Here is a 26623-nt window from a genome sequence, read left to right on the forward strand (position 1 = left end):
CGGCAACCACCGGCTTTGCGAAAAAGGTCGAGGAGCTATCTAGGAAGCAATGCCGGTTCGTCTGGTCAGACCAGATCCCGCGCAGCCGTCAGACCGCCGGCGCGGGTTCGGCCGCACCGGGTTCGACGAGCGTGTCGTCGACGACGGGCACGTAGCGCAGCGCCGCGTCGCGATTCAGCACGCGATGCGCGCGCGCCTTGTCGATATCGTTTTCCCACACGGCGACCACCACCGTCGCGACGCAGTTGCCGATCAGGTTGGTGAGCGCCCGGGCGATGCCGACAAACCAGTCGACCGGCAGAATCAGCACGAGACCGAGCACAGGAATCGCGGGAATCGCGGAGAGCGTCGCCGCGAGAATCACGATCGCAGAGCCCGGAATGCCGTGCGCGCCCTTCGACGTCACCAGCGACACCAGCACGACGACGATCAGGTCATGAATAGACAGCGGCGTGTTGGTCGCCTGCGCGATGAACAGCACGGCGAGCGTCAGATAGATCGAGAAGCCGTCGAGGTTGAACGAGTAGCCGGTCGGAATCACGAGACCGACCGTCGAATCCTTGACGCCCATCCATTCGAGCTTGCGCATGATCTGCGGCAGCACGGCGTCGGACGATGCGGTGCCGAGCACGATCGACAGTTCTTCGCGCAGATAGCGGATCAGCTTGAAGATGCTGAAGCCGGCGAGCCGCATCACCGCGCCGAGCACGAGCACGACGAACACCACGCAGCTCGCGTAGAACACCAGCACGAGCATGCCGAGCTGCTTCAGCGACTCGACGCCATAGGTGCCGGTCGTGAACGCGATCGCGCCGAGCACGCCGAGCGGCGCGAGCTTGATGATGAAGCCCATCACGCGGAAGAACACCTGCGACAGCTCATCGATCAAGCCGCTCACGCGCTGCGCGCGCTTGCCGAGCAGCGACAGCGCCGAGCCGAACAGCACCGAGAACACGAGGATCTGCAGAATGTCGCCGGTCGCGAACGCGTTGATCGCCGTGTCGGGGATGATCTTCAGCAGGAAGCCCGCTGTGTCCTTCAGGCTCTTCGCGTGTTCGGTATAGGTCGCGAGCGACGCCGCATCGAGCGAGTTCAGGTTCACGTTCATCCCTGCACCAGGACGCGTCGCGTAAGCGAGCACCGCGCCGATCACGAGCGCGATCGTCGTCATCGCCTCGAAGTAGATCACCGACTTCAAGCCCACGCGGCCGACCTTGCGCAGATCGCCCGCGTGCGCCATGCCGCTCACCACCACGCAGAACACGATCGGCCCGATCACCATCTTGATCAGCTTCAGAAAGCCGTCGCCAAGCGGCCGCAAGGACTGCGCGAAATGCGGAAACACGGCACCGAGCACGATGCCGGCCACGAGCGCTATCACGACCCGGCCAAATAGCGAATTGAAGAATTTCAACACGGCTTCCTCCTGCGGATGGTTATCTCGGTCACTTCTGTTCAGACTGGTCCGACCAGTACTGTTATGGCGAATAGTAGAAAGCCGATATACCCGCGTCAAGGACTCATCGAGCAGTGTTTACCCGTTGTGTTTTCGGCGATTTCGGGTCGGATTTCGGGTTTTCAGACGGCGCGCGGCGCGCCTTCTCGCGCGCAAGTATTAGAATTGCGGTCAGACCACGCTACCGAGCGATCCCTCATGAAAAACGTCCCGCACACCGTCACCGACGCGGCCATCGCGACCATCCGCGAGCGTATCGAGGGGGGCGTCTATCCGGTGGGCAGTCTGCTGCCGGCGCAGCGCCAGCTATCCGATGAACTGTCGATCAGCCGCGCGTCACTGCGCGAAGCGCTTTCCACACTGGAAGCGCTTGGTCTGCTGGTGATCCGCCCTGGCAAGGGCGTCTACGTGGAAAGCGCGCAGGCGAAAAACGCGCAGGCGTGGCGCTTCGCCGAGCAGTCGTCGCTGCCCGACACGTATCAGATGCGCTACGCGCTCGAAGGCTTCGTCGCGCGCATGGCGGTGCTCGCGGTCACCAACGACGACCTCGCGTGGCTTGAGGAAAACATCACCGCGATGCAAAGCGCGCTCGCCTGCGAGGAACTCGACGAAGCAGCTCGGCTCGACTACGCGTTCCATATGCGCATCGTCAGCATCGCGGGCAATGCGGCGATCGAGTCGATCCTGCGCAGCAGTGCCGAGATCATGCAGGAAAGCCAGCGCATGCCGTTCTACCGGCGCGAGCGGGTGCTGTCCACGTACACCGAACATCGCGCGATTCTCGACGCGTTGAAGGCCCGCGATTCGCTCGCCGCGGGCAAGGCGATCGAGACACACATCGCGAACGCCGCACAGCGCGCCGGCGTCTATTTCCCCACGCCGTAGACGGCAAAAATCGCAGACGAAAAAAAACCGCTCCGGAGAGCGGCTTTTTCATGCAGCGTGAAACCCGAAACTTACTTCGCGTTCGCGAGCGCCACAGCCGTGTCCAGCATGCGGTTCGAGAAGCCCCACTCGTTGTCGTACCAGCTCGACACTTTCACGAGTCGGCCCGACACCTTGGTCAGCGTCGAGTCGAACGTCGACGAAGCCGGGTTGTGGTTGTAGTCGATCGACACGAGCGGTGCGTCGTTGTAACCGAGGACGCCCTTCAGCGCACCTTCCGATGCTTCCTTCATGATCGCGTTGACTTCCTCGACCGTCGTGTCGCGCGCGGCGATGAACGACAGGTCGACGACCGACACGTTGATCGTCGGGACGCGGATTGCGTAGCCGTCCAGCTTGCCGTTCAGTTCGGGCAGCACGAGGCCGACCGCCGATGCCGCGCCGGTCTTGGTCGGGATCTGGCTATGCGTGGCCGAACGCGCGCGGCGCAGGTCTTCGTGGTACACGTCGGTCAGAACCTGGTCGTTCGTGTACGCGTGGATCGTCGTCATCAGGCCGTTCACGAGGCCGATCTTGTCGTTCAGCGGCTTGACCAGCGGCGCGAGGCAGTTGGTCGTGCACGATGCGTTCGAGATGACCGTGTCCGACGCCTTCAGCACGTTGTGGTTCACGCCGTAGACAATTGTCGCGTCGACGTCCTTACCGCCCGGCGCCGAGATGATGACCTTCTTCGCGCCGCCCTTGATGTGCGCGCTCGCCTTTTCCTTGGTCGTGAAAAAGCCCGTGCACTCCATCACGACGTCGACGCCCAGCTCGCCCCACGGCAGTTCGGCCGGGTTGCGGTTCGCCAGCACGCGGATCTTGTCGCCGTTCACGACGAGGTAGTCGCCGTCCACCGACACGTCGCCCGGGAACTTGCCGTGCGCGGTGTCGTACTGCGTCAGGTGGGCGTTGGTCTTCGCATCGCCCAGATCGTTGATGGCAACGATTTCGATATCGTGCTTCTTGCCGTTTTCATAGAAGGCGCGCAGGGTATTGCGGCCGATCCGGCCGTAGCCGTTGATTGCGACGCGAATCGTCATGATTTATCTCCTGATGGCTAAAAAATCCGTTTAGGTTCGCCTGGTCGGACATCCGGTTCGGTGCGTTGCCGCGCGCAGCCACGAGGGGCACGACGGCAACGCGACGCAACCATCAGCCGAGCGCGGCCTTGACCGTCGCCACCACGTGCTCGACGGTGAAACCGAAATGCTTGAACAGCACGCCTGCCGGGGCCGATTCGCCGAACGTGTCGATGCCGACCACGCCGCCTTCCAGACCCACGTACTTGCGCCAGAAATCCGACACGCCCGCTTCGATCGCGACGCGACGCACGCCATGCGGCAGCACGCGTTCGCGGTACTCGGCGTCCTGCCTGTCGAACACGGTCGTCGACGGAATCGACACGACGCGGGCGGCGATGCCTTCGCGCGCGAGGGGCTCGACGGCTTTCATCGCGAGTTCGACTTCCGAGCCCGTCGCGATCAGGATGATCTTACGCGCGACGATCTCTTCATCCCAGTCGCGCAGCACGTAGCCGCCCTTCTCGATGTTGGCGATCTGCGCGTCGGTGCGCTCGTTGAACTGCAGGTTCTGGCGACTGAAGATCAGGCACGACGGACCTTCATGCTCGATCGCATGGGTCCAGGCCACCGCGGTTTCGACCGTGTCGGCCGGGCGCCACGTTTGCAGATTCGGGATCAGGCGCAGGCTCGCGACGTGTTCGATCGACTGGTGGGTCGGGCCGTCTTCGCCGAGACCGATCGAGTCGTGCGTGAACACGAAGATCGACGGCGACTTCATCAGCGCGGCGACGCGCAGCGCGTTGCGGCTGTAGTCGGAGAACGTCAGGAACGTGCCGCCGAACGCCTTGTAGCCGCCATGCAGCGCGACGCCGTTGATCGCCGCGCTCATGCCGAATTCGCGCACGCCGTAGTTCACGTAGTTGCCGGCGGCACGGCCTTCGGCATTCACGCGCACCGGCTTGGCGGCCTTCCAGTTGGTGAGGTTCGAGCCGGTCAGGTCGGCGGAACCGCCGAGCAGTTCGGGCAACACGGCCGACAGGCCTTCGATGGCCTGCTGCGATGCCTTACGCGTCGCCACGGTCTCAGCGCGCTCGTTCGCGCCGGCGATGATCGCTTGCGCCTTATCTTTCCAGTCGGCCGGCAGTTGCTTCGCGCTGCGGCGCTTGAATTCGGCCGCTTCCTGCGGGTACTTCGCCGCGTAGGCAGCGAACGCCTCGTCCCATTCCGCTTCGAAGCGCGCGCCCGCTTCCTTCGCGTCCCATGCCGTGTAGACTTCCTGCGGAATCACGAACGGCTCCCACTTCCAGCCGATCGCTTCGCGCGTCGCCGCGATTTCCTTGTCGCCGAGCGGCGCGCCGTGCGAATCGTGCGAGCCCGCCTTGGTCGGCGCGCCTTCACCGATCACGGTCTTGCAGCAGATCAGCGTCGGCTTGTCCGACAGCTTCGCCTGCCTGATCGCCGCGTCGACCGCGTCGACGTCATGGCCGACCACGTGCGGGATCACGTTCCAGCCGTATGCTTCGAAGCGCTTCGGCGTGTCGTCGTGGAACCAGTGCACCACTTCGCCGTCGATCGAAATGCCGTTGTCGTCGTAGAACGCGATCAGCTTGTTCAGCTTCAGCACGCCCGCGAGCGAGCAGGCTTCGTGCGAGATGCCTTCCATCAGGCAGCCGTCGCCGACGAACACGTACGTGTGGTGATCGACGATCCTGGCGTCGGGCTTGTTGAATTCGGTGGCGAGCAGCGATTCGGCGAGCGCCATGCCGACCGCGTTCGCGAGACCCTGGCCGAGCGGGCCGGTGGTCGTCTCGACGCCTGGCGTGATGCCGTATTCCGGGTGACCCGGCGTCTTCGAATGGAGCTGGCGGAAGTTCTTCAGCTCGTCCATCGGCAGGTCGTAGCCGGTCAGATGCAGCAGCGAGTACAGCAGCATCGAGCCGTGACCGTTCGACAGCACGAAGCGGTCGCGATCGGCCCATTGCGGGTTCTTCGGGTTATGGCGCAGATGACGCGACCACAGGGCGACGCCGATTTCGGCCATGCCCATCGGCATGCCGGGGTGACCGGAGTTCGCCTTTTGAACGGCGTCCATGGCCAACGCGCGGATCGCGTTGGCCATCAGGGAGGTGGGTGCGGGAGACGGGGTCGTCATGTCGAGTCCGGAGACAGAGTCAGAAAGCGGGGGCGCGCTTGAGGCCCGGAAGCTCGGCGGTCACTTCGCTACGGCGCACGATGCGGCGCCAGGAGACGCGAAACGGGCAGAGCAAGCGGACAAGGCTGAAAGCGTCACATTCTAGCAGAAGGCTAACCCCCTACCCGGCCGGAAAGCCGCCTGGCCACGTGGTTCAACGCACACCGCCAGGCGGCGGCATTTACAATTCGAGCAGCTGTGTGTCCGCACTACCGATCGAGCCCGTCCGCCGTGAACGCCCTGCTATTGTTCCAGCCTTGTCCCGACGCCGTCTACGGCTTTCCTCACGCGCGCCTCGTCGAGCGTGTCGAATCCCGTTATCAGACGATCGAGATCTGGGACACGCCGCAGCTCGGCGCGCTGTTCACGCTCGACGGCCGTCCGATGACGTCCGCAGGCGACGAGTTCATCTACCACGAATGCATGGTGCATCCGGCCGCGCTCGCGCATCCGGCGCCGCGCGCGGCGCTGGTGCTCGGCGGCGGCGATGGCGGGGCCGCGAGGCAATTGCTCAGGCATCCGGGCATCGAGCGGATCGTCGTCGCGGAGCTCGATCCCGAGGTCGTGCGGCTCACGCGCGGACATTTGCCGCAGGTGCATGGCGGTGCGTTCGACGATCCGCGCGTCGAGCTGGTGATCGGCGATGCGGCGGACTACGTCGCGGCGGCGGCCCGCGCGACGCAGGGTGCAACGAACATCGCGGCCGCGCAGTTCGACCTCGTCGTATTCGACCTGACGCCACCCGATTCGCCCGCGGCCGGCCTGTACACGCCGACCTTCTACGCGCAGTTGAAGCGCGTGCTGCGCGCCGATGCGTTGCTGTCGCTCCATCTCGGCTCGCCGTACCACCACGCGCCGCGCATCGCCGCGCTGCTCGGCGATCTGCACGCCGCGTTCGCACTAGTGCGCACGCTGGGCACCTTCGTGCCGCTCTACGGCTCGCTATGGCTGATGGCGATCGCCAGCGACACGCTCGACCCCGCCGCGCTCACCGCCGACACGCTCACCGAGCGTCTCGCCGCGCGCGGCATCGATGCGCTGCGTCATTACGAACCAGCCCTGCACGCGGGGCTATTCTCGGCGGCGCGATCGGCGCGCGATAAACTGAGCCCGTTGACGAAGTCGTCCTTTTGAAGCGCGGACACCTTGCGCGAATCGGTTCGTGTGATGCCGGCGTGCCGCGCCCGACCGAAACCCGCAACCGTGGCCTCGCCGCCTCACGAGATCCGGAGAACTCCATGACCGCCCCCCACCCCGCCGGTGTGCCCTGGCTCACCCCCTATCTGACGGTGCGCGACGCGCGCGCGTCGACGGCATTCTTCTCGGCGGCGTTCGGTTTCGACGTGCGCGACAGCGTGCAGGACGACGGCGTCGTCATGCACGTCGAGATGACCTATCAAGGCCAGCTGATCGTGATGTTCGCGCCTGAAGGCGCGTTCGGCTCGACCGCGAAGACGCCGAAAAGCGCGGGCACGATCGCGCCGCAATCGTTCTATGTCTATGTCGAGGACGTCGACGCCGTGTATGCTCGCGCGCTCGCGGCCGGCGCGAAGTCGCTGAGCGAGCCACAGGACCAGTTCTGGGGCGACCGCTTCGCGCAGGTCGAGGATATCGACGGCTATCGCTGGGCACTCGCCCGCCACCTGTCCTGAATTCAAGAGTCTCCCGTCGATGCCCCGTTTTTTTGTTGATATGCCGCTTTACGCCGACGACGTGATCGCACTGCCCGACGACGTCGTGCGCCACGTGGCCGTGCTGCGTCTGCAGCCAGGCGATTCCCTGGCGTTGTTCAACGGCCAGGGCGGCGAATACGCCGCCGAACTCGTCGAGGTCGAGCGTCGTGCGGCTCGCGTGAAAATCGGCGAATTTCGCGCGATCGAGGTCGAGCCGCCGTATCGGCTGACGCTCGCCCAAGGCATCGCCGGCGGCGACAAGATGGACTGGCTGATCGAGAAGGCGGTCGAACTCGGCGCCTCGGGCTTCGTGCCGCTCGCGACCGCGCGCAGCATCGTGCGGCTTACCGGCGAGCGCGCGCAGCGGCGGCAGCAGCACTGGCAGGGTGTGGTGCGGGCGTCGTGCGAACAGTGCGGACGTAATCGGGTTCCGGACGTGATGCCGGTGTGCGAGATTGGCGCGTGGCTCGATACGCTGTCGCGCGAGCCGGCGCCTGACGAGCTGCGCCTGCTGTTATCGCCGCGCGCGAGCATCGGCTTTGCGGCGCTGCCTGACGCGCCGCCGCCTGGCGGCGTGACGCTGCTGATCGGCCCCGAAGGCGGCCTTTGCGCCGACGAGGAAGCTGCCGCCGGCGAACAGGGCTTTACCGCGATTGGCTTGGGACCACGTGTGCTGCGTACAGAGACCGCCGGAATCGCAGTGTTGGCGGGGCTCGCGGCGCGCTGGGGCGGCTGGTGAGCGGGTGCTTGCCCAAGCAGCGCGACAAAAGCAAAGGCCCGCCAATTAGCGGGCCTTTGCCGTTTATACCGCGACGTTCACTGTCAGACTCAAGCAGCTACGCCTGAACAGGCGAAAATCCGGCGAACTTCAAGCGAACGAGTAGAACACCCGGAACGCGACCTTGCGCTCGGCCCAGAATTCGGCCGCTTCACGGAACACGTCGAGCAGCGTCTCGCGCCCTTCCTTGTCGAATTTCTGCGCGATCGGCAGGTGTTCGAGCACGATCACGAAGCCGGGCTGCGCGCCGGCCTTGTGCACGAGGTCGGTCAGGCAGTCGTAGAGCGCGTCGTAGTTCTTGCCGAAATGCTTGGGAAACAGGAACGACGTCGCGATCGTCTCGAGCACTTCCTGCTTCGAGGCGGCGTTCGCGCAGTACGCATACAGAAAGTGCTGGCCAAGCAGGTTGGCCTCGTCGGCGAGATCCTGCACGCGGAACGCGCGGATCGACTGCACGATGTTCGGCCGCACCGTCCTGAAAAGGCTCATGGGCTCCTCGTTCGATGAAACCACCGTGGCAGCCTCGCTTTGATTGTCGCGACCCTGCTCGTCGGCGCGCATCTTCATGACGCGTTGGAACAAATTGCCGTCGCCGGCCGCGAAAAGATCCGTCGCGACTCCGGAATCGTGCGCGTAGATGTTGTCGCTCATGCCGTTCATCCCAATGTCATTCAACAATATGGTTAAAACTGGTGTAATGGTCGTCCGAGTAATAACAATTGTCGGTCCGCTGTAGCGGACCTCCGCAGACGATGCGGCGCGCCCCGCGATTACGCGCGTGAGGCGTGGGGACGGTGTATTCGTGGTAATAGCCGCGCCGGTGGGCGGGCAGCACCCGTTCGTAGTTGCCGAATACGATGCCGTCCTTCTGATACGGGTAAGGCCCGCCGGCGGCAATGAGGTTCAACGTATCGACCGCCTCGCGCGGCAATTGCGCCAACGCGATGGTGCCCACCTGCGCTTCCACCCCAGTTGGCGCCGAGTAATCTCGCGCCAGCGCTTCGGGCGCGGAACTGGACAACGCGCAGAGTGCGGCGGCACCGATCAGCACGCCTTTCATGCGCAACCAGTTGCGTGCCATGTATCAGGTTTCCCCGCTGTCAGATCACGAGTTTGACGACCATGAAAGTCGTAAGGGTATCGCTAATAGCCTTTGGAATCAACGTTCGACGGCCGATGGCACCCCGCCTCACCCCGCGGAAAAGCCGGTGGCGCGGACTTTGACGACTTTTGACAGAATGTTTAGCTCGATCGGGCTAAACTGAGCTCAATCGTGATCGAATGCAGTGCGGGCGGTGCAAGCGGCCGCTGGCCGAGGCGTTCGATTGCGGTTGTTGGAGCCTGTAACCACTCAGCCGAAAGGCTGTGTCATTGCCATTTTCGGGGTGGCGATCCCCAGCTTGCCCTGAGGGCGTGCCCATTGCGGGCACGCCTTTTTTTTCAGGTACGCCGGTTGGAAAACCGGCGCCGGGCCTCTCGCGGCCCGATCACGATGCGCAGTTAGCGGGTTGCGCTGACGTCCGCGACCAGCAGCGCCGCCATGTTGACGATCCGGCGCACCGTCGCCGACGGCGTCAGCACGTGCACCGGCTTGGCCGCGCCGAGCAGAATTGGGCCAATCGCAATGTTGTTGCCGGCCGCCGTCTTCAGCAGGTTGTACGAGATGTTGGCCGCGTCGATGTTCGGCAGCACCAGCAGGTTCGCGTCGCCTTCGAGCGTCGAATCGGGCAATACCTCGCGGCGCAGGTTGGCGTCGAGCGCGACGTCGCCGTGCATTTCGCCGTCAACTTGCAGCTGCGGCACGCGTTCGCGCAGGATCTCGAGCGTATCGCGCATCTTCTGCGCCGTCGGCGCGTTGCTCGAACCGAAGTTCGAGTGCGACACGAGTGCAACCTTCGGCTCGATGCCGAAACGGCGCACTTCCTCGGCTGCCATGATCGTGATCTCAGCCAGCTCGGCCGGTGTCGGATCGACGTTCACGTGCGTATCGACGAGGAAAATCTGCCGATTCGGCAGCACCAGCGCGTTCATCGCCGCATAGACTTTCGCGCCGGGCTTCTTGCCGATCACCTGATCGATGAAGTGCAGGTGGCGGTGCGTGGTGCTGACCGTACCGCAGATCATGCCGTCCGCCTCGCCCTTCTTGACCATCATCGAGCCAATCAGCGTGGTGCGGCGGCGCATCTCGAGCTTGGCCATCTGCGTGGTGATGCCCTTGCGCGACATCATCTTCGCGTATTCCTGCCAGAACTCGCGGTAACGTTCGTCATGATCGGTGTTGACGACCGTGTAGTCCTGCCCCGCGACGAGCCGCAGGCCATAACGCGCGATCCGCTGCTCGATCACGGCCGGCCGGCCGATCAGGATCGGCTTTGCGAGCTTTTCGTCGACGATGATCTGCATCGCGCGCAGCACGCGCTCTTCTTCGCCTTCCGCGAACACGATGCGCTTCTTCTCCGGCTCGACGCTGCGCGCGAGCTGGAAGATCGGCTTCATCGTCGTGCCGCTGTGATAAACGAACTGCTGCAGATGCTGCGCGTATGCGTCCATGTCCTCGATTGGACGCTCGGCAACACCGCATTCCATCGCGGCCTTCGCCACCGCGGGCGCGACCTTCACGATCAGACGCGGATCGAAGGGTTTCGGAATCAGGTATTCCGGTCCGAACGATAGATCCTGGATGCCGTACGCGGTCGCGACGATGTCGCTCTGCTCCTGGCGCGCCAGCTCGGCGATCGCGTTGACGGCGGCGATTTCCATTTCGCGCGTGACCGTCGTCGCGCCGGCGTCGAGCGCGCCGCGGAACAGAAACGGGAACACGAGCACGTTGTTGACCTGGTTCGGGTAGTCGGTGCGGCCCGTGCACAGCACCGCGTCCGGACGCACTTCGAGCGCGAGTTCCGGCAGGATTTCCGGCGTCGGGTTCGCAAGCGCGAGGATCAGCGGCCTGGCGGCCATCTGCTTGACCATGTCCTGCTTGAGCACGCCGCCGGCCGACAACCCGAGGAACACGTCCGCGCCTTCGATCACCTCGGCAAGCGAGCGCGCGTCGGTTTCACGCGCGAAACGCTCCTTGTCCGGGTCCATCAGTTCGGTGCGGCCCTTGTACACGACGCCCGCGAGGTCGGTCACGGTGATGTTTTCGAGCGACATGCCGATGTCGACCAGCAGGTCCAGACACGCGAGCGCCGCCGCGCCCGCGCCCGAGGCGACCAGCTTGACTTCCTTGATGTCCTTGCCGACGACCTTCAGGCCGTTGGTGACCGCCGCCGCGACGACGATCGCGGTGCCGTGCTGGTCGTCGTGGAACACCGGAATCTTCATGCGCTTGCGGCATTCGCGCTCGACGATGAAGCAGTCCGGCGCCTTGATGTCTTCGAGGTTGATGCCGCCGAAGGTCGGCTCGAGCGCGGCGATCACCTCGACCAGCTTGTGCGGATCGTTCTCGTTGATCTCGATATCGAACACGTCGATGCCGGCGAACTTCTTGAACAGGACGGCCTTGCCTTCCATGACCGGCTTCGACGCGAGCGGCCCGATGTTGCCGAGGCCCAGCACCGCGGTCCCGTTCGTGACGACGCCAACGAGGTTGCTGCGCGCGGTGAAGCGCGCGGCGTTCAGCGGACTCTCGACGATTTCCTCGCACGCGAACGCGACGCCAGGCGAATACGCCAGCGCGAGGTCGCGCTGGTTGATCATCTGCTTGGTCGGGGCGATCGCGATTTTGCCGGGAGTCGGGAACTCGTGGTAATCGAGAGCTGCTTCGCGGAGTTTGGTATTGACGGGATTCGACATAAGGCGGGCTTCGGAGGGCAGATTAGAATAGACGTTCGACGGCATTGTAGCCCCAATTGCCTACGCAATTCCTTCAATACGGGTACAACAGCCGCGACTGAAACAGCGTGAAAGCGCGCGTTGCCCGTTGTCCGGATGGTCCGGCGCTTGCGACGGGGCATCACGCTCAATCACCCTGATCCGCGCTATTTCTCCAATCGTTCTCCGCTCACCGTCCGCCATCATGCTTTCCGAGTTTTCGCTGATCGATCGTTTCTTTGCCCGCCGCGCCGCCGCCGTGCGGCCCGCCAATGCCGAAGGCGGCACGCTCGGCATCGGCGACGATTGCGCGTTGCTGGCGCCGCCTGCCGGCGAAATGCTGGCGATATCGACGGACATGCTGGTCGAAGGCCGTCATTTCCTCGCCGATATCGATCCCGAAGCGCTCGGTCACAAGGCGCTTGCCGTCAATCTGTCTGACCTCGCCGCAATGGGCGCGCAGCCGCGGGCGTTCACGCTGGCCTTCTCGCTGCCGAAAGCCGACGAAGCCTGGCTTTCCGGTTTCAGCGAAGGCCTGTTCGCGCTCGCCGAGCGCTACGGTTGCGAGCTGATCGGCGGCGATACGACGGGCGGGCCGCTCAATCTGTGCATTACGGTATTCGGCAGCGTGCCGCCACGAACAGCCTTGCGCCGCGATGCCGCGCAACCCGGCGACGACATCTGGATTTCCGGCACTCTCGGCGACGCGCGCGCCGGCCTCGGCGCGCAGCGCGGCGAATGGTCCGCCACCCCGAATGACGCCGCGACGTTCCGCCGGGCGCTCGAACGCCCCGAGCCGCGCATCGCGCTCGGCCTCGCGCTGCGCGGCATCGCACACGCGGCGCTCGACCTATCGGACGGACTCGCGGGCGATCTGCGGCACATCCTCGAACGCTCGTCGGTGGGCGCGAGCGTCGACGTCGATGCGGTGCCGCGCTCGGCCGCGCTACGCCGCCTGCCGCCCGACGTCCAGCAGCGCTGCACGCTCGCCGGCGGCGACGACTACGAGCTGTGCTTCACCGCGCCCGCCGCCGCGCGCGCCGCGGTCGAGGCCGCCGCGCAGAAGGCCGCCGTGCCGGTCACCCGCATCGGTACAATAAGCGCACTGGAGGCGGCCACCGACCGCCCGGCCATCGCGTGGCGCAACGCCAGCGGCGCGCCGCTCACTCTGACCTTGCAAGGTTTCGATCACTTTCATGCAGAATGACCCCCCGCTCGGCCCCGCCGACGACTTCCTCGGCGGCGAGCCGCCCCAGGCGCCTGGACCGCGCGCGCCGAAGCCTGCTCAGCCGCGCCGCGCGACCGCGCGCTTCATGCTGTCGCATCCAGTCCACCTTCTGTCGCTCGGCTTCGGCAGCGGGCTGTCGCCCGTCGCACCGGGCACGATCGGCACGCTGCTCGGGTGGGCCTCGTTCGCAGTGCTGAGTCGTTATCTGACAGTCATCGAATGGGGCGTGCTGATCGGCGTCGGCTTTCTCGGCGGCATCGCGTTGTGCGGCTTTACCGCGAGGCGGCTCGGCGTCGAGGATCCGTCGGCGGTCGTGTGGGACGAAATCGTCGCGATCTGGCTCGTGCTGCTGATGGTCACGCCTGCCACGCTCACCGGCCAGGTGTGGGCGTTCCTGATCTTCCGCTTCTTCGACATGGTGAAGCCGCCGCCGATCGGCTACTTCGACCGCCGGCTGAAAGGTGGCTTTGGCATCATGTTCGATGACCTGATCGCCGCATTTTTTACGTTGCTGGTGATTGCGCTGTGGCGGATGTCGGTTTGAGCGCTGCCTGTTCACCGTTCGAGTACCGTTCGACTCTTTTGGTCGCCGCCCGGCCCCTGCCGTTCGCCGCGCCGCCCGGCCGGCTTCGTTTTCCGGATTGACTGACGCCATGCCTACCGATTCCGTCGTTCACCAGCTTGCGATCCGCGTGAGCAACCGTCTGCGCGACGAGCGCCTGATGCTCGTGACCGCCGAGTCCTGCACGGGCGGCATGGTCGCGACCGCGATCACCGACATCTCCGGCAGCAGCGGCTGGTTCGAACGCGGCTTCGTCACGTATTCGAACCAGGCGAAAAGCGAAATGATCGGTGTGCCGGCCGAACTGATCGAAAAGCACGGCGCGGTCAGCGAGCCGGTCGCACGAGCGATGGCCGAAGGCGCGCTGCGCAACAGCCGAGCGCAGGTGTCGCTGTCGATCACCGGCGTCGCCGGCCCCGGCGGCGGCACGGAAACCAAGCCGGTCGGCATGGTGTCGTTCAGTTGGAGCAACCGGCTGCACACGTCGGTGGAAACGAAGATTTTCAAGGGCGACCGCGACCAGATCCGCGTGCAGGCCGCGGCGCACGCGCTGCGCGGCCTGCTGGCGCTACTCGACGAACGCGAGCATTGAGCGGCGGCTAACTATCACCGAGGAGGCCGACAATGCCGGATTCGCGCGCGATCGCAGACGAACTGATCCGCCGCTTCGATCTGAAGCCCCATCCTGAAGGCGGCTTTTTTGCGGAGACCTACCGCTCGGCCGCGCATGTTCTGCGCGCCGGCGAACCGAGCGAGGTTGGGAACGCCCGTGCGGCGTCGACTGCGATCCATTACTTGCTGTGCGACGGCGCGCATTCGGCTTGGCATCGGATCCGTTCCGACGAAGTCTGGCATTTCTATGCCGGCGAGCCGCTGCTGGTCCACGTGCTCGATGAAAACGATGCCGGCGGTGCGCTCGTCACGCACCGGCTCGGCAATCCGCTCACTCATCCCGATACGGTCTGTCAGGCCGTCGTGCCGGCCGGCTTGTGGTTCGCGGCCGAGTGCGCCGATCCGGCATCGTTCGCGCTGGTCGGCTGCACGGTCGCGCCGGGTTTCGAATTCAGCGAGTTCGAACTCGCGGAGGTGGACGCGCTGAAGGCGCGGCATCCGCGGCATGCGGGGTTGATCGGGCGGCTCGCACCGGCGCGCTGACGCGCCGCGCCGGTCGTCGCGGGATCGCCCGCCGCGGGATCGCCCGCCGCGGGATCGCCCGCCGCGGGATCGCCCGCCGGTTCAACGAAACGCGTTGATCCGGTCGCGGGTGTCCTTCGCGGCCTGCGCGGCCGCTTGCACGAAATCGTCGCCCTTGCCCGCGTAGATGATCGCGCGCGAAGAGTTGATCAGCATGCCGGTGCCGTTCGCGGTGCGTCCGGCGCTCACGGTGGCCTGCACGTCGCCGCCTTGCGCGCCGATGCCCGGAATCAGCAGCGGCATGTCGCCGACGATCCCCCGCACCACTTCGATTTCCTTCGGAAACGTCGCGCCGACCACGAGCCCAAGCTGGCCGCTTGCATTCCACTTCTGCGCGGCCAGTTGCGCGACGACCTGATACAGCGGCCGACCGCTTGTCTCGAGAAACTGCAGATCCGAGCCACCCGCGTTCGACGTGCGACACAGCACGATCACGCCCTTGCCTGCGTGCTCGAGATACGGCTCGATCGAATCGAAACCCATGTACGGATTGACCGTCACCGCGTCGGCCTGGTAGCGCTCGAAGGCCTCGCGTGCGTATTGCTCGGCCGTGCTGCCGATATCGCCGCGCTTGGCGTCGAGAATCACCGGCAGGCCCGGATGGTTCGCGTGAATGTGGGCGATCAGCTGCTCGAGCTGCTCTTCCGCGCGATGCGCGGCGAAGTAGGCGATCTGCGGCTTGAACGACGACGCGTACGGCGCGGTTGCATCGACGATCGTGCGGCAGAACTCGAAGATCGCGTCGGCGCGGCCCGCGAGCGCACCCGGGAACTTGCTGGGCTCGGGATCGAGGCCAACGCACAGCAGCGAGTTCGTGCGCTGCCAGGCGTCGTTGAGTGTCTGGATGAAATTGGACATGGTGAGTCTCGCGGCGAGCCGGTAATCGGAGGAGGCGCGTATTTTACCTGTCCCACGAACGCCGCCCGTCGATGGCGGTCACCGCGCGGCCCGCGCCTCATAGGCGATAGCAGCGCCAGGCCGCCCGTTCGGACGTTCGTCCGGCCGGCGGCCCGGCGGCTACGACTGCGGCTACTTCCTGCGCCGCGCGCCGCGCCCGCCCGGCATCGAGCGCAGTCCAGTCCGCTCGACCGTGAAGCGGAACGTGCGCGTCAACCGCTCGCCGCGCTTGAGCAGCGTCATGCCGTTTTCGCTCGCGCCGCCCGCCAGGTTCATTGCATTGATCGGATGATCGACCGGTTCGAAGCAGAAGAAGTCTTCGCCGGGCGGCGTGTACAGCACGTAATAGTCAGTGTCGGCGGCGATGTTCAGCGACAGACGGCGCTTCGGCCACACCACTGCCGCCTGGCCGCTCCAGCCGGTGAACGCGTGATTGACGATCGTCTCCGGCAGCGGATACGCGACGCCGAACTGCCACGCGGGGGGCGCCGGCACGTGGCGCACCGGCAGCCAGTCGTCGCCCGAGAGCCACAGGCCGCCGGCCGCCGCCGACAGCTCGGTGTCCGCGTCGCGCACGAAGAACGGATGCACGCCGAGCCCGAACGGCAGCGTCTCGCGGCCAGCGTTTTCGATGTCGAGCGAGACGACCAGCGTTGGGCCGTCCAGCGTGTAGGTTTGTGTCGCGCGGAACGCGTATGGCTTGCCGTCGCTGCGGTCGAGCGCGAGACGCACGTGCTCGCGGCCCGCGTCGAGCACCTGCCATTGCGCGAGCCAGCCGTCGCCGTGAATCGGCAGCGGCTCGTCGGCGCGGTTGCGCGGCACCTCGACGCGCCGCCCGGCCACGCTGAAATGGCCGCCGCCGATGCGGTTCGAGTATGGCAAGAGCGGATAGCAGGCCAGCTGGTTCGGTTGCGTATCGACACCGACGTGACTGCAGCGCCGGAAGATCGGCGTCAGCGCGCCGTCGTCGCGCCAGTCGAAGCGGGTCACACCGCCGCCGAGCGTCGGCGCGACATCGAGACGCAATTGCGAATTGGCGAGTGTGATGCACGCGACATCGCCGGCGCTGCCTTCGCCGAGGGCCACCGCCGACGTACTCGGGCCCGCCAGCACGGGATTGGCCGCCGCGGCGAGTCGCGAGCGTCGCGTTTGAGAGGTTGGGGATGAGGCTGAAACGAGATTCGCAACAGTCATATCTGGCTCCATCGAGAGGCGTGGGACGTTGCCGTCAGGGTTGACGGGAGTGGCGGGCGACTTTTTGTGACCAATTCGCCTCGAGTCCGAACTGCATGTTGCCGATTCGTTGCCGGCCGGTCGCGGGCGTATTGCTCGCGGACCGAAACTGCCACATCGACTTCTGCTTCACCTTCAGGATCGCGGCCCCGGCGTGCGGCCGGGGCTGCGTCATTCTGCGCTAGATAGGCGCGCCCTGGAACAGCGGCTCCGCAACACCGCGCCGCGCGAGCGTCGCGACGAACAGGTCGCCCGCGAGCGTGTCGGCCGCGCGCGCCGTCGCATCGAGCTCGGCGTAGGCGCTCGTGATGTACAGCGTGTCGAGCGCCGTCTCGCCCTGGGCGCTGCCCGTGGCCTGGCCGAGCGCGGCACCGCCGATCGCGACGCAGCTCGGCTGCGTGGTGGGCACGTCGATGCGCTCGGTTTCCACGCCATCGGGACCGTAACGCACCACGCGCGCGCCGCCCCATTGCGCGTTCCACAGGCCGCCGTCGCTGTCGACGGTCGAGCCGTCGGGGATGCCGTTCGCATCGGTCAGGCGAGTGAACAGGCGATCGTTCGCGATGCCGCCGTCCGCGCGATAGTCGCACGCGCGGATCTCACGCGTCGGCGAATCGCAGTAGTACATCGTCGCGCCGTCGGGACTGAATGCGATGCTGTTCGAAATCGCCGGCGCTGGCAACGGTAGACGTTCGAGCGACAGATCGTGATTCAACCGATAAAAGCCGGCGACCGTCTGCCGTTGCCCGCTTTCGTCCTTGGTGCCGAACACGAAACGCCCTTGCCGATCGCAGCGGCCGTCGTTGACGCGCGTGTTGAGACCGGGCTCGACGTCGACGATGCGCTGCGTGCCGCCCTTCTCCAGATCGAAAAACGCGAGGTGCGATGCGAGCCCGAGCAGCACGTAGCGCGGGTTTTCGCACAGTGCGAAGGTGGCGAGCCGCTCGGGCATGTCGAACGAATCGCTGCGGCCATCGGCCGGATCGTAGCGCCACAGCCGCGCGCCTTCGATGTCGGTCCAGTAGAAGCGGCCGCTCCTCGCGCACCAGGTCGCGCCTTCGCCGAGCTCGCATTGCGCGTCGAGCAGCAGCGTGGCCCGTTGCACGCGCGGGTTGGCGCTCACGCCCAGCCTCCGTCGACGACGATGTCCTGCGCGGTGATCATGCGGCTGTCGTCGGCGGCGAGGAACAGCGCCATGCGCGCGAGGTCGGCCGGCATCAGCTCGGCGTCGATGCACTGGCCTTCCTTGATCTGGCGGCGACCGTTGTCGTCGAGCCACAGGCGCAGCTGCTTGTCGGTCATCACCCAGCCCGGCACCAGCGTGTTGACGCGGATATTGAAGTGGCCGAGGTCGCGCGCGAGCCCGCGCGTCAAACCCTGCACCGCCGACTTCGACATCACGTACACCGGATAGCCGCCGTTCTTCAGCATCCAGCTGATCGAGCCGAGGTTAATGATCGAGCCGCTACGCGCGGCCTTCATGTCCTCCATCACGGCCTGCGCCGCGAAGAACTGATGGCGGATGTTCACGGCGATGCCCGCGTCGAACGACTCGCGCGTCACGTCGCCGATCTGATGGCGCTTGTCGTTCGCAGCGTTGTTGATGAGCACCTGGATCGGACCCAGCGCGGCCTTCACGTCGGCGATCGCTTTTTGCAGCGCGTCGACGTCGGTCAGATCGCAGGCCAGAAACAGCGGCTTGTGCTTCGAATCGCCGAGCTGGTCGGCGAGCGCGTCGCCCGCGCTCGCGTCGATATCGAAGAACGCGACGCGCGCGCCCTGCGCCGCAAAGTGCTCGACGAACGATGCGCCGATGCCGGTCGCGCCGCCCGTGATCAGCACCGTACGGTCGACGAGGCTCGGATAGCGCGCGTACGCGGTGTCAGCGAGGCTGGCGTTTGCATTGGCCGGAGACGACATCGTTCGATTCCTTTATGAGCTTGGATGTGCTTGGGATGGGGTGAAAGCGACTCAATCGCGCGAGCCGCGGTTCTTCAACTGGTCGAGCAACACGGCCGCGAGCAGGATCGCGCCGCGCACCAGGTACTGATAGAACGCGTCGATGTTCAGCAGGTTCATCACGTTCTCGACCGTACCCATGATCAGCACGCCGATCACGACGCCGGAGATCGTCGCGCGGCCGCCCAACAGCGACACGCCGCCGAGCACGCACGCGGAGATCACGTTCAGCTCGAAGCCTTCGGCGGCGTTCGGCTGACCCGACGTGATACGCGACGCGAGAATCACGCCGGCAAGCGCGGTGACGGCACCCTGGATCAGAAAGATGTAGACGCGCGTGCGCTCCACGTTGATACCGGCGAGCCGCGACGCTTCCGGATTACCGCCGATCGCCAGCGTATTGCGGCCGTACACGGTCTGGTTAAGCATCACGCCGAACACGATGAAGCAGATCAGCGTGACCCAGATCGGCAGCGACACGCCGAAGAACGTCAGGCCGCCGAGCGCGATGAACGTATCCGACGACACGCCGACCGCCTGCCCATGCGACACGATGAAGCCGAGGCCACGCACGATTTCCATCGTCGCGAGCGTCGTGATCAGCGCGTTGATGCGCAGATAAGCGATCACCGCGCCGTTGACGAAGCCGATCACCGCGCCCGCCGCGACCGCCGCGATGATCGCGATGACCGTGCTGTTGGTCGCGTTGAGCACCATCGCGCACAGCACGCCGGCGAACGCGACGGTCGAGCCGACCGACAGGTCGAAGTCGCGCGACGCGAGGCAGAACATCATCGTGCACGCGACCATGCCGATCTGCGAGATCGACAGCGCGAGGCCGAGCATGTTCTCGATCGAGAAGAAATGATCGACGGTCAGCGACATCGTGACGAACATCAGGATGAAGATCACGATCAGGCTGTATTCGGTGATCTGCTGCCACCATTTGGCCTTGTCGCCGGTCTGCGGAATCAGCGCATCGGCCGCGCTCTTGGCGGTCTGCTGCGCGAGGTTTTCTCTGGCTTGCATGTTCAATACTCCTCCCCGTTCCCCACGGGTTGCGGACTCGCGTCCGGATAAGGTTCAGGCCGCGCGCGACGCGCTCTGGTTGGCGGCGTCGGCGTTCGCGTTTTCAGGCAGCGCGGTCGAGCTTTGCGGCAGCGCGAGGCTCAGCACCGACTGTTCGGTCGCGTCCTTGCGCGCGAGCTCGCCGGAAATGCGGCCCTGGCGCATCACGACGATCCGGTCGGACACGCCGAGCACTTCCGGCAATTCCGACGAAATCATCACGATCGCGCAGCCGCGCTCCGCGAGCTGATAGATCACGTTATAGATCTCGTGTTTCGCGCCGACGTCGATGCCGCGAGTCGGTTCGTCGAGAATCACGACTTTCAGATCGGGCTCGGCGAGCCAGCGCGACAGAATCGCCTTCTGCTGGTTGCCGCCCGACAGGAAGCGGATCTTCTGCCGCCGATGCGGCGTCTTGATCTTCAGCAGCTTGATGAAACGATCCGCCGTCTGCGCCTCCTTCTTGCGATCGAGAAACACGCCCGCGCGCAGATAGTGACGGCGGCAGCTGATGTTGATGTTCTCCGCGACGCTCGCCATCGCGACGATGCCCTCTTCCTTGCGATCCTCGGGACACAGCACGATGCCGTGCTTAATCGCCTCGCCCGCGCTGCGCACCTTGATCGGCTTGCCGTCGAGTATGAGTTCGCCGCCCTTGCGATGCTCGGCGCCGTACACCAGATGCATCAGCTCGCTGCGGCCCGCGCCGACGAGTCCGAAGAAGCCGACGATCTCGCCGCGCCGCACCTCGAAGCTCGCCGGCTGCGCGAGCGGATGACCTTCGATCGCCTTCGCCGCGAAACGCACTTCACCGAGCGGCCGCGCCGAATAGCTATAGATGTCCGAAATTTCGCGCCCGACCATCTCGCTGACGATCGTGTCGCGCGACACGCCTTCTAGCGTCGGATGCGACGCGACCTTGCGGCCGTCGCGGAAGATCGTGCACGCGTCGCACAGCTCGTAGATCTCGTCCATGCGGTGCGAGATGTAGATCATCGCGCGGTTGTCGGCGCGCAGATCGCGCACCAGCTTGAACAGCACCTCGGTCTCGCGGTGCGACAGCGAGCTGGTCGGCTCGTCGAGCGCGATCACGCGCGCGTTGCGCATCAGCGCCTTGCAGATTTCGACCATCTGCCGTTGCGCGATCGACAGCTTGCGCAGCTTCGCGTTCGGATCGAGCGCGACGCCCATCGCTGCGAGCCGCTCGCGCACGAAGCGCTTCGCCTCGCGCTTGTTGACCCAGCCGAGCGCATTGGGCAGTTGGCCGAGCAGCAGATTTTCCGCGACCGTGAGGTCGGGCACGTACTGCAGTTCCTGGTGAATCACCGCGATGCCGGCACCGATCGACGCGGCCGCGCTCGGAAAGCGCACCTCGTTGCCGTCGATCATCATGCGGCCCGAATCGGGCTGATACTCGCCGCCGAGAATTTTCAGCAGCGTCGATTTCCCGGCGCCGTTTTCGCCCATCAGGCCGTGCACCTGGCCGACGTTGACGTCGAAGGACACACCGTCGAGCGCACGCACGCCTGGAAAAACCTTGCCGATATTGTCAAAACGTAGCGTCGCTGACACTTCGCCTCCTTTGCTTCATCCGTCTGTCTACCGCAGATCGTTTCTCGCCGCCGGCGCGCCGTCCCCTGCGATAGGCAGGGAAAGCGACGCGCCGGCGGTGTACTTCATACCACCGCAAGTGTTGCGATTACTTCGACGCGAGGCCCATCTTCTCGCGCACTTCGCCGACGTTGTCGCGCGTCGCCAGCATGCCGGTCGTCAGCGTCAGCAGCGGCGGTTCCTTGCCCTGCGTGATCCACGCGTACATCAGTTCCGAGGTTTCCTCGCCGTGGCGCTTCGGGCTGATGATCACGGTGCCGTAGAAGCCCGTCGGCTGCGGCTTCTTGAACTCGTTCATCGCGGACTCCGAACCGCCGATGCCGATGCCGATCATGTTGTCGGCCTTGAAGCCACGGCCTTCCGCCGCGCGCACCGCGCCGAGCACGCCTTCGTCGTTCAGCGCGTAAGCGACCCAGTGCTTGAACTGCGGGTTCTTCGTCAGCGCGATGTTGGCGGCGTTGAACGCGTTTTCCGTGTCGGTCTTCGCCTGCGGCGCGGTGACGATGTTCGCTTTCGGGAAGCCCGCGGCGACCAGCGCGTCGGTTGCGCCGGTGGTGCGGTCATGCGCGGTCGGCAACTGCTCGTAGGTCACGTCGATCGCGCCGACGTCCTTCATGTCCCAGCCGCGCTTCTTGATTTCAGCCGCGATGCCGTCGCCGACCTGCTTGCCGATGTTATACGCCGAGATGCCCATGTGCGGCACCGCTTCGATCGGCTTGCCCGCGCCGTCGACGAGGCGGTCGTCGACCGTCATCATCTTCAGGCCGTCCGCCTTCGCCTTCGCGACGATGCCCGGCCCGAGCTTGACGTCGGGTGTGCAGATCACGAAGCCCTGTGCCTTCTGCGCGGCGAGGTTATCGATTGCGCTCATTACCTTCTCGCCCGACGGCGCGCCGATCTTCACGAGCGTGAAGCCCTTCTGCTTGGCGGCGATCTCGGCGAACTTCCATTCGTCCTGGAACCAGGGCTCTTCCGGCTGCTTCACGAGGAAGCCGATCTTGACCGTATCGGCAGCCTGTACGACCGGTGCGTTGAAGAGCACACCCGCCGCCGCCGCTGCCAGCGTGAGGAAAATTCTGCGTTTCATAATGCGTGTCTCCTGACTAATTGATAACGAGAAGGTAATCGGCCGCGTCTTCTTGTACCGGTCTGACACACGCGGCCAGCGCGTCGTCCGGTGTTCTGTGCATCTCTTCGCGATGCGAATTCAGTCGTGATACAGCGCCGAGCGTCCGCCATCGACAGTGATGCAGCTCGCGTTGATGAACGGCGCTTCGTCCGACGCGAGGAACACCGCGGTCATCGCCACCTCCTCCGGGCGGCCGATGCGCTTCATCGGCTGCAGATCGAGTGTCGCCTGCTGCGCGGCGGCCGGATCGGACTGCTCGTTCCACCAGTCGTGCGTCAGCTGCGTTTCGATGTAGCCCGGCGCGATCGCGTTCACGCGCACGTTGCGCGGCGCGTACTCGATGCCGAGCGCGCGCGTGAGGCCAATCACGCCATGCTTCGCGACCGGGTACGGAAAGCAGCCCGGAATGATCTTGAACGCGTGCGTCGACGCGATGTTCACGATGCTGCCCGCGCCACGCTCGACCATGCCCGGCAGCACCGCGCGACAGCCGTTCCACACGCCGTCGAGATCAACGGCGAAGCAGCGCCGCCAGTCGGCGTCGGTCATCGTCAGCGGATCGCAGAACACGTTGATGCCCGCGTTGTTGACGAGGATGTCGAGCGCGCCGAACGCGCATTCGCCTTCGCTGACCGCGTGCCGCACCGACGCCGGTTGCGTCACGTCAGTCTGAATCGCGAGCGCGCGCGCGCCGGTGCCAACTTCCGCCTCGATCTGCGCGGCCGTGCGCTGCGCCAGGTCGAGGTCGAGTTCCGCCAGCACGACCGCCGCGCCCTCGCGCGCGAACGCCAGCGCGATCGCCGCGCCGATGCCACGCCCGGCGCCGGTTACTAGAGCGGCTTTGCCGGCGAGGCGGTTCATTTCTTCGCGCCCGCGCGGGCGATCCGCAGACCGTTGATGAACGCCTTCGCATGCGACGCGGTCACCGCCGCGCTCTGGCCCGGCTTGTACAGCGCGGAGCCGAGGCCGAAACCGTTCGCGCCGGCGCTCAGGAACGGCCCCATGTTGTCCGGCGTGACGCCGCCGACCGGCACGAGCGGCACCTGCGCGGCGATCACCGCGCGCCATGCCTTGACGACCTGGCAGCCGAGCTGCTCGGCGGGGAACATCTTCAGCACGTCCGCGCCGTTCTTCAGCGCGATGAACGCCTCGGTCGGCGTCGCGACGCCGGGCGCGCAGGCGAGGCCCCGCGCCTTCGCGGCGATCACGACTTCCGGATCGCTGTGCGGCATCACGATGAGTTCGCCGCCCGCGGCCTTCACGTCGTCCACGAACAGCGGATGCAGCACCGTGCCCGCGCCGACGATCGCGTCGGCCGGCAGCACCTTGCGGATCGCCGAGATGCTGTCGAACGGCTGCGGCGAATTGAGCGGTACTTCGACGATGCGAAAACCGGCTTCGTACAGGGCCTGACCGTGATCGGCCGCGTCGGCGGGCGTGACGCCGCGCAGGATCGCGATCAGCGGACAGGCTTCGAACGCGGCGATCAGACCCGCGTGCGGCATGTACGGTGCGGGCAGATTGATGTGTGGTTGCATGTCGGTTCCTTGTTTCGTGAGCGTCGTAAAGGGCTCTGCCGCCGGTCAGCCTGCGCGCGCCGCCTGGGCGGACGGCCGGACGAGCGCCGCTTCGACGGCGACGCGCCACAGGCCGCGTTCGGTTGCATGCCTCACCGGTTCCGCGCGCAGACAGCCGAATTGCGCGAGCGCGAGGCGGTAGCGCTCGCACAGCGCGTCATTGCCGATCAGCCGCAGACTCTGCTGCGCGAGCGAGCTGCCTTGCTGCGCGAGGACCGCTTCGAGGCCGGTGAGTTCGTGCCCGATCAGCAGGCCCGACAGATAGTCCGGCTGTGCCTCGCTCGACAGCGCGCCGGTCAAGCCGAGCGTGCGCGTGCTGAACACGGTCGCGAGCACGCCTGCCTGGCCCTGCTCGCGCGCGATGTTCACGCCGCGCAGAAATGCTTCGGTATCCGGGCGATCGGGCGTGACCATCGTGCGGCCGAGAATCGTGTGCTCGCGCAGCGCGGCGAACACCTCGCCGGTCATGAACGTATGAAAACGCTCGATGCGCTCCGCCTGCACGACCGCCCATTTCGCGTGCGTGCCGGGCAGGCCGATCAGCGAGCGGGCGTTGCTGTCGACCGAGTTCGCGTCGTGCACGCCGTCCGCGTCGTGCACGCCGTCCGCGTCCGCGCTGAGCGCGCCGAAAATTTGCGTCTCCTCGCCGCGCATCACGTTCGGCAGTTCGCCGCGTTGCAGCACGCCCGGCACGATATGCAGCGTCGCACCGCGCGCGGTCTGCACGCGGACGATACCGGCCACCAGCGCATCGGCGTTCGCGGGTGTCTCGACATACGGCGCTTCGAGCCAGCCCTGCGCGCTGCCGACCATCCCCGCCGCGATCACCGGCACGCCGCGCGCATGGTCGAGCCATGCGCCGCAGGCGTCGTCGAACGCGGCGTCGAAGCCGCCCTCGGCCGCGCTACGCGGCAGATTCATGATGCCGGCCGTCGATGCGCGCGTCGCCAGCACGCGACCGTGCGCGTCGAACAGATAGGCGCGCAGCGACGTCGTGCCCCAGTCGAGCGCGATCAGCGCGGCGTGCGTGAAATCGACGGCGGCGGTATCGGCGGCGGCGGTCGCGTCCGGCTTCACGCCCGAGGTGGGCGCGGCGGGCGCCCGGTGGTTCGCCGGCGTGGCGGTGCCCGCTTGTTTCATCGCTTGATCCTGCGCGTGGCCGGTCGCGGTGCGCGCCAACCGAGTTCTTCCGAAATCGCGCGCGCCTCGCGCTGCACGACCGGAATCAGTTCGTCCATCCGTTCGAGCGGCATATAGGAAATCGTGCTGGCCACCGACAACGCCGCGACGATCGCGCCCGACGCATCGCGCACCGGCGCCGCGACGCAACGGATCGCCGCTTCGTTCTCTTCGAGATCGAACGTGTAGCCGCCGGCCGCGTAGTTCGTCATGCGCTGCAGGAAGGTCGGCGCATCGGGGCGGTTGTCCGGCTTGAAGCTGACGCCTGCGAGCGCGCGGCGCGACGCGTCGAACAGCGACTGCCATGCGTCCGGCGCGAGGTCGAGCATCATCGCCTTGCCGATGCCGGTCGACGCGAGCGGCATCCGATGGCCGACCCGCGAGCGCATTTCGAGGCCGCGCGTGCCGGGGATCTTGTCGATGTACAGCACGTCGTCGCCGTCGCGCACGCCGAGGTGGATCGTGTCGCGTGTCTGCTCGGCCAGCGACTCGAGGTGCGCACGCGCGACGGCCGTCAGCGGCATCTGTTCGAGCGCGATCGTGCCGAGCTCGATCAGCTTCGGCCCGAGCAGATAGCCGCCCTGCACCTGGCGCAGATAGCGCGCCTGCACGAGGCTGCTGACGAGCCGGTGCGTGGTGCTGCGGGTCGTGCCGAGCGCGGCGCCGAAGCTGCGCAGATCGCGCACACCGGCCGCGGCGGCCTCGAGAATCGCAAGGCCGCGCAACAGCGTCTGCGTGCCGGCCTGCTGCGGCGTGATTTCCAGCAGCGTGACCGGCAGCCCGAGACCGTCGACGGTCGCCGCGCGCGCCACCGGGCGCGACGCCCTCGCGGTAGCGGACGCACTGGCGGCGGCATTGGCGGTGACGGCTGAAGCCTCGCGCGGCGCGGAATTCAGCGCCGGATTCGCGGCGCTGTTCGGCCCGCCGTTCGAGCCCTGCGCGGCCTCGGCCGCGCTGGCGGCGGGAGTGGGCATCGCTTTGTTCATGGCGATTCGCCTTCGGATGGTTTCTGCGCTTAGCGCGCGGGGCCGGAGAACACGGCGGAAACGGGTGCGGCGCCGCGCTCGCGCGGCTGCTGTGGTTGGCTGCCAGACATGGTCGGTCTCGTCTCCGGTTTTTTTCTGTC

The 26623-nt window shown here is 66.0% G+C and carries 25 protein-coding genes; 8 read left to right on the forward strand and 17 right to left on the reverse strand.

Going from position 1 to position 26623, the window contains the following annotated elements; translation table 11 throughout:
* Window positions 1–88: 88 nt before the first annotated feature.
* The gene (locus tag OKW37_RS20700) at window positions 89–1417 is read right to left on the reverse strand and encodes a C4-dicarboxylate transporter DctA (protein ID WP_090801858.1); all 1329 of its coding nucleotides are present in this window, start codon (window positions 1415–1417) and stop codon (window positions 89–91) included.
* Between the two features lie 237 nt (window positions 1418–1654).
* On the opposite strand from OKW37_RS20700, the gene OKW37_RS20705 reads away from it, so the two are divergent.
* Window positions 1655–2341, forward strand: coding sequence for a FadR/GntR family transcriptional regulator (locus OKW37_RS20705; RefSeq protein ID WP_090801859.1), 687 nt, complete (start codon window positions 1655–1657; stop codon window positions 2339–2341).
* A 71-nt stretch (window positions 2342–2412) separates the two neighbouring features.
* Here OKW37_RS20705 and gap read toward each other — a convergent pair whose 3' ends face one another.
* Complete coding sequence (gene gap, locus OKW37_RS20710) at window positions 2413–3423, reverse strand: type I glyceraldehyde-3-phosphate dehydrogenase (RefSeq protein WP_008923882.1); 1011 nt, start codon at window positions 3421–3423, stop codon at window positions 2413–2415.
* A 112-nt stretch (window positions 3424–3535) separates the two neighbouring features.
* Window positions 3536–5557 (reverse strand): transketolase, encoded by a 2022-nt coding sequence (gene tkt, locus OKW37_RS20715; protein ID WP_429408311.1) that lies wholly within the window; start codon window positions 5555–5557, stop codon window positions 3536–3538.
* 270 nt (window positions 5558–5827) lie between these two features.
* Between tkt and speE the strand changes: the two genes are divergently transcribed.
* The 3 genes from speE (at window position 5828) to OKW37_RS20730 (ending at window position 8008) form a co-directional block, all read left to right on the forward strand.
* Window positions 5828–6730 carry a polyamine aminopropyltransferase gene (speE, locus tag OKW37_RS20720; protein WP_429408309.1) on the forward strand — a complete coding sequence of 301 codons (903 nt, stop codon included), beginning with the start codon at window positions 5828–5830 and terminating at the stop codon, window positions 6728–6730.
* Between the two features lie 104 nt (window positions 6731–6834).
* On the forward strand, window positions 6835–7248 hold the full coding sequence (locus OKW37_RS20725; protein ID WP_090801864.1) for a VOC family protein: 414 nt from the start codon (window positions 6835–6837) through the stop codon (window positions 7246–7248).
* 19 nt (window positions 7249–7267) lie between these two features.
* Window positions 7268–8008: a 16S rRNA (uracil(1498)-N(3))-methyltransferase gene (locus OKW37_RS20730; RefSeq protein WP_184050945.1), complete on the forward strand. Its 741-nt coding sequence runs from the start codon at window positions 7268–7270 to the stop codon at window positions 8006–8008.
* Window positions 8009–8137: 129 nt separating this feature from the next.
* Here the strand turns inward: OKW37_RS20730 and OKW37_RS20735 are convergent, their stop codons facing one another.
* From OKW37_RS20735 to OKW37_RS20745, 3 genes are all read right to left on the reverse strand, one after another.
* On the reverse strand, window positions 8138–8698 hold the full coding sequence (locus OKW37_RS20735) for a barstar family protein (protein WP_184050947.1): 561 nt from the start codon (window positions 8696–8698) through the stop codon (window positions 8138–8140).
* A 16-nt stretch (window positions 8699–8714) separates the two neighbouring features.
* Complete coding sequence (locus tag OKW37_RS20740; protein ID WP_090801868.1) at window positions 8715–9128, reverse strand: ribonuclease; 414 nt, start codon at window positions 9126–9128, stop codon at window positions 8715–8717.
* A gap of 419 nt (window positions 9129–9547) precedes the next feature.
* Entirely contained in the window at window positions 9548–11887 is a 2340-nt protein-coding gene (locus OKW37_RS20745) for an NADP-dependent malic enzyme (RefSeq protein ID WP_429509906.1), read from the reverse strand.
* A 178-nt stretch (window positions 11888–12065) separates the two neighbouring features.
* On the opposite strand from OKW37_RS20745, the gene thiL reads away from it, so the two are divergent.
* From thiL to OKW37_RS20765, 4 genes are all read left to right on the forward strand, one after another.
* Window positions 12066–13067 (forward strand): thiamine-phosphate kinase, encoded by a 1002-nt coding sequence (gene thiL, locus OKW37_RS20750; RefSeq protein WP_184050951.1) that lies wholly within the window; start codon window positions 12066–12068, stop codon window positions 13065–13067.
* Window positions 13057–13632, forward strand: a complete 576-nt coding sequence (locus tag OKW37_RS20755; protein ID WP_429408306.1) for a phosphatidylglycerophosphatase A family protein — start codon at window positions 13057–13059, stop codon at window positions 13630–13632. The genes thiL and OKW37_RS20755 overlap by 11 nt, the downstream gene beginning before the upstream one ends.
* Before the next feature lie 109 nt (window positions 13633–13741).
* On the forward strand, window positions 13742–14242 hold the full coding sequence (locus tag OKW37_RS20760) for a CinA family protein (protein ID WP_429408304.1): 501 nt from the start codon (window positions 13742–13744) through the stop codon (window positions 14240–14242).
* Window positions 14243–14274: 32 nt separating this feature from the next.
* A complete protein-coding gene (locus tag OKW37_RS20765) occupies window positions 14275–14805 on the forward strand; it encodes a cupin domain-containing protein (RefSeq protein WP_429408302.1) in 531 nt (176 codons plus the stop codon).
* Between the two features lie 81 nt (window positions 14806–14886).
* On the opposite strand, the gene pyrF is transcribed toward OKW37_RS20765, so the two are convergent.
* The 11 genes from pyrF to OKW37_RS20820 all read right to left on the reverse strand — a co-directional run bounded on the left by pyrF (window position 14887) and on the right by OKW37_RS20820 (window position 26483).
* Window positions 14887–15702 (reverse strand): orotidine-5'-phosphate decarboxylase, encoded by an 816-nt coding sequence (pyrF, locus tag OKW37_RS20770; protein WP_184058485.1) that lies wholly within the window; start codon window positions 15700–15702, stop codon window positions 14887–14889.
* Window positions 15703–15873: 171 nt separating this feature from the next.
* Window positions 15874–16935: an aldose 1-epimerase gene (locus tag OKW37_RS20775; RefSeq protein ID WP_429408300.1), complete on the reverse strand. Its 1062-nt coding sequence runs from the start codon at window positions 16933–16935 to the stop codon at window positions 15874–15876.
* Between the two features lie 220 nt (window positions 16936–17155).
* On the reverse strand, window positions 17156–18097 hold the full coding sequence (locus OKW37_RS20780; protein ID WP_429408298.1) for an SMP-30/gluconolactonase/LRE family protein: 942 nt from the start codon (window positions 18095–18097) through the stop codon (window positions 17156–17158).
* Complete coding sequence (locus OKW37_RS20785) at window positions 18094–18894, reverse strand: SDR family NAD(P)-dependent oxidoreductase (protein ID WP_184058491.1); 801 nt, start codon at window positions 18892–18894, stop codon at window positions 18094–18096. Before OKW37_RS20785 ends, OKW37_RS20780 begins: the two co-directional genes overlap by 4 nt.
* 51 nt (window positions 18895–18945) lie before the next feature.
* Window positions 18946–19962 (reverse strand): L-arabinose ABC transporter permease AraH, encoded by a 1017-nt coding sequence (araH, locus tag OKW37_RS20790; RefSeq protein ID WP_184022903.1) that lies wholly within the window; start codon window positions 19960–19962, stop codon window positions 18946–18948.
* 54 nt (window positions 19963–20016) lie between these two features.
* The gene (gene araG / locus OKW37_RS20795) at window positions 20017–21573 is read right to left on the reverse strand and encodes an L-arabinose ABC transporter ATP-binding protein AraG (RefSeq protein WP_429509908.1); all 1557 of its coding nucleotides are present in this window, start codon (window positions 21571–21573) and stop codon (window positions 20017–20019) included.
* Window positions 21574–21700: 127 nt separating this feature from the next.
* Window positions 21701–22699, reverse strand: coding sequence for an arabinose ABC transporter substrate-binding protein (locus OKW37_RS20800; protein ID WP_184058495.1), 999 nt, complete (start codon window positions 22697–22699; stop codon window positions 21701–21703).
* Window positions 22700–22819: 120 nt separating this feature from the next.
* A complete protein-coding gene (locus OKW37_RS20805) occupies window positions 22820–23602 on the reverse strand; it encodes an SDR family oxidoreductase (RefSeq protein ID WP_429408295.1) in 783 nt (260 codons plus the stop codon).
* Window positions 23599–24279, reverse strand: a complete 681-nt coding sequence (locus tag OKW37_RS20810) for a 2-dehydro-3-deoxy-6-phosphogalactonate aldolase (RefSeq protein WP_429356159.1) — start codon at window positions 24277–24279, stop codon at window positions 23599–23601. Before OKW37_RS20810 ends, OKW37_RS20805 begins: the two co-directional genes overlap by 4 nt.
* A gap of 45 nt (window positions 24280–24324) precedes the next feature.
* Window positions 24325–25458 carry a 2-dehydro-3-deoxygalactonokinase gene (locus OKW37_RS20815; protein ID WP_429408293.1) on the reverse strand — a complete coding sequence of 378 codons (1134 nt, stop codon included), beginning with the start codon at window positions 25456–25458 and terminating at the stop codon, window positions 24325–24327.
* Complete coding sequence (locus tag OKW37_RS20820) at window positions 25455–26483, reverse strand: IclR family transcriptional regulator (RefSeq protein ID WP_429408291.1); 1029 nt, start codon at window positions 26481–26483, stop codon at window positions 25455–25457. Before OKW37_RS20820 ends, OKW37_RS20815 begins: the two co-directional genes overlap by 4 nt.
* Between the last annotated feature and the right edge of the window lie 140 nt (window positions 26484–26623).

Origin of the sequence: Paraburkholderia sp. MM5482-R2 (genome assembly GCF_050436125.1) — a bacterium.
Taxonomy (GTDB): domain Bacteria; phylum Pseudomonadota; class Gammaproteobacteria; order Burkholderiales; family Burkholderiaceae; genus Paraburkholderia; species Paraburkholderia tuberum.

What these genes read in the sequence shown, in the direction of transcription:
- OKW37_RS20705 (WP_090801859.1), top strand. Translation starts at nt 1,655, where the DNA reads ATGAAAAACGTCCCGCACACCGTCACCGACGCGGCCATCGCGACCATC.
- gap (WP_008923882.1), bottom strand. Translation starts at nt 3,423, where the DNA reads ATGACGATTCGCGTCGCAATCAACGGCTACGGCCGGATCGGCCGCAAT.
- tkt (WP_429408311.1), bottom strand. Translation starts at nt 5,557, where the DNA reads ATGACGACCCCGTCTCCCGCACCCACCTCCCTGATGGCCAACGCGATC.
- OKW37_RS20725 (WP_090801864.1), top strand. Translation starts at nt 6,835, where the DNA reads ATGACCGCCCCCCACCCCGCCGGTGTGCCCTGGCTCACCCCCTATCTG.
- OKW37_RS20730 (WP_184050945.1), top strand. Translation starts at nt 7,268, where the DNA reads ATGCCCCGTTTTTTTGTTGATATGCCGCTTTACGCCGACGACGTGATC.
- OKW37_RS20735 (WP_184050947.1), bottom strand. Translation starts at nt 8,698, where the DNA reads ATGAGCGACAACATCTACGCGCACGATTCCGGAGTCGCGACGGATCTT.
- OKW37_RS20740 (WP_090801868.1), bottom strand. Translation starts at nt 9,128, where the DNA reads ATGGCACGCAACTGGTTGCGCATGAAAGGCGTGCTGATCGGTGCCGCC.
- OKW37_RS20745 (WP_429509906.1), bottom strand. Translation starts at nt 11,887, where the DNA reads ATGCCGTCGAACGTCTATTCTAATCTGCCCTCCGAAGCCCGCCTTATG.
- thiL (WP_184050951.1), top strand. Translation starts at nt 12,066, where the DNA reads ATGCTTTCCGAGTTTTCGCTGATCGATCGTTTCTTTGCCCGCCGCGCC.
- OKW37_RS20755 (WP_429408306.1), top strand. Translation starts at nt 13,057, where the DNA reads ATGCAGAATGACCCCCCGCTCGGCCCCGCCGACGACTTCCTCGGCGGC.
- OKW37_RS20760 (WP_429408304.1), top strand. Translation starts at nt 13,742, where the DNA reads ATGCCTACCGATTCCGTCGTTCACCAGCTTGCGATCCGCGTGAGCAAC.
- OKW37_RS20765 (WP_429408302.1), top strand. Translation starts at nt 14,275, where the DNA reads ATGCCGGATTCGCGCGCGATCGCAGACGAACTGATCCGCCGCTTCGAT.
- pyrF (WP_184058485.1), bottom strand. Translation starts at nt 15,702, where the DNA reads ATGTCCAATTTCATCCAGACACTCAACGACGCCTGGCAGCGCACGAAC.
- OKW37_RS20775 (WP_429408300.1), bottom strand. Translation starts at nt 16,935, where the DNA reads ATGACTGTTGCGAATCTCGTTTCAGCCTCATCCCCAACCTCTCAAACG.
- OKW37_RS20785 (WP_184058491.1), bottom strand. Translation starts at nt 18,894, where the DNA reads ATGTCGTCTCCGGCCAATGCAAACGCCAGCCTCGCTGACACCGCGTAC.
- araH (WP_184022903.1), bottom strand. Translation starts at nt 19,962, where the DNA reads ATGCAAGCCAGAGAAAACCTCGCGCAGCAGACCGCCAAGAGCGCGGCC.
- OKW37_RS20800 (WP_184058495.1), bottom strand. Translation starts at nt 22,699, where the DNA reads ATGAAACGCAGAATTTTCCTCACGCTGGCAGCGGCGGCGGCGGGTGTG.
- OKW37_RS20805 (WP_429408295.1), bottom strand. Translation starts at nt 23,602, where the DNA reads ATGAACCGCCTCGCCGGCAAAGCCGCTCTAGTAACCGGCGCCGGGCGT.
- OKW37_RS20810 (WP_429356159.1), bottom strand. Translation starts at nt 24,279, where the DNA reads ATGCAACCACACATCAATCTGCCCGCACCGTACATGCCGCACGCGGGT.
- OKW37_RS20815 (WP_429408293.1), bottom strand. Translation starts at nt 25,458, where the DNA reads ATGAAACAAGCGGGCACCGCCACGCCGGCGAACCACCGGGCGCCCGCC.
- OKW37_RS20820 (WP_429408291.1), bottom strand. Translation starts at nt 26,483, where the DNA reads ATGAACAAAGCGATGCCCACTCCCGCCGCCAGCGCGGCCGAGGCCGCG.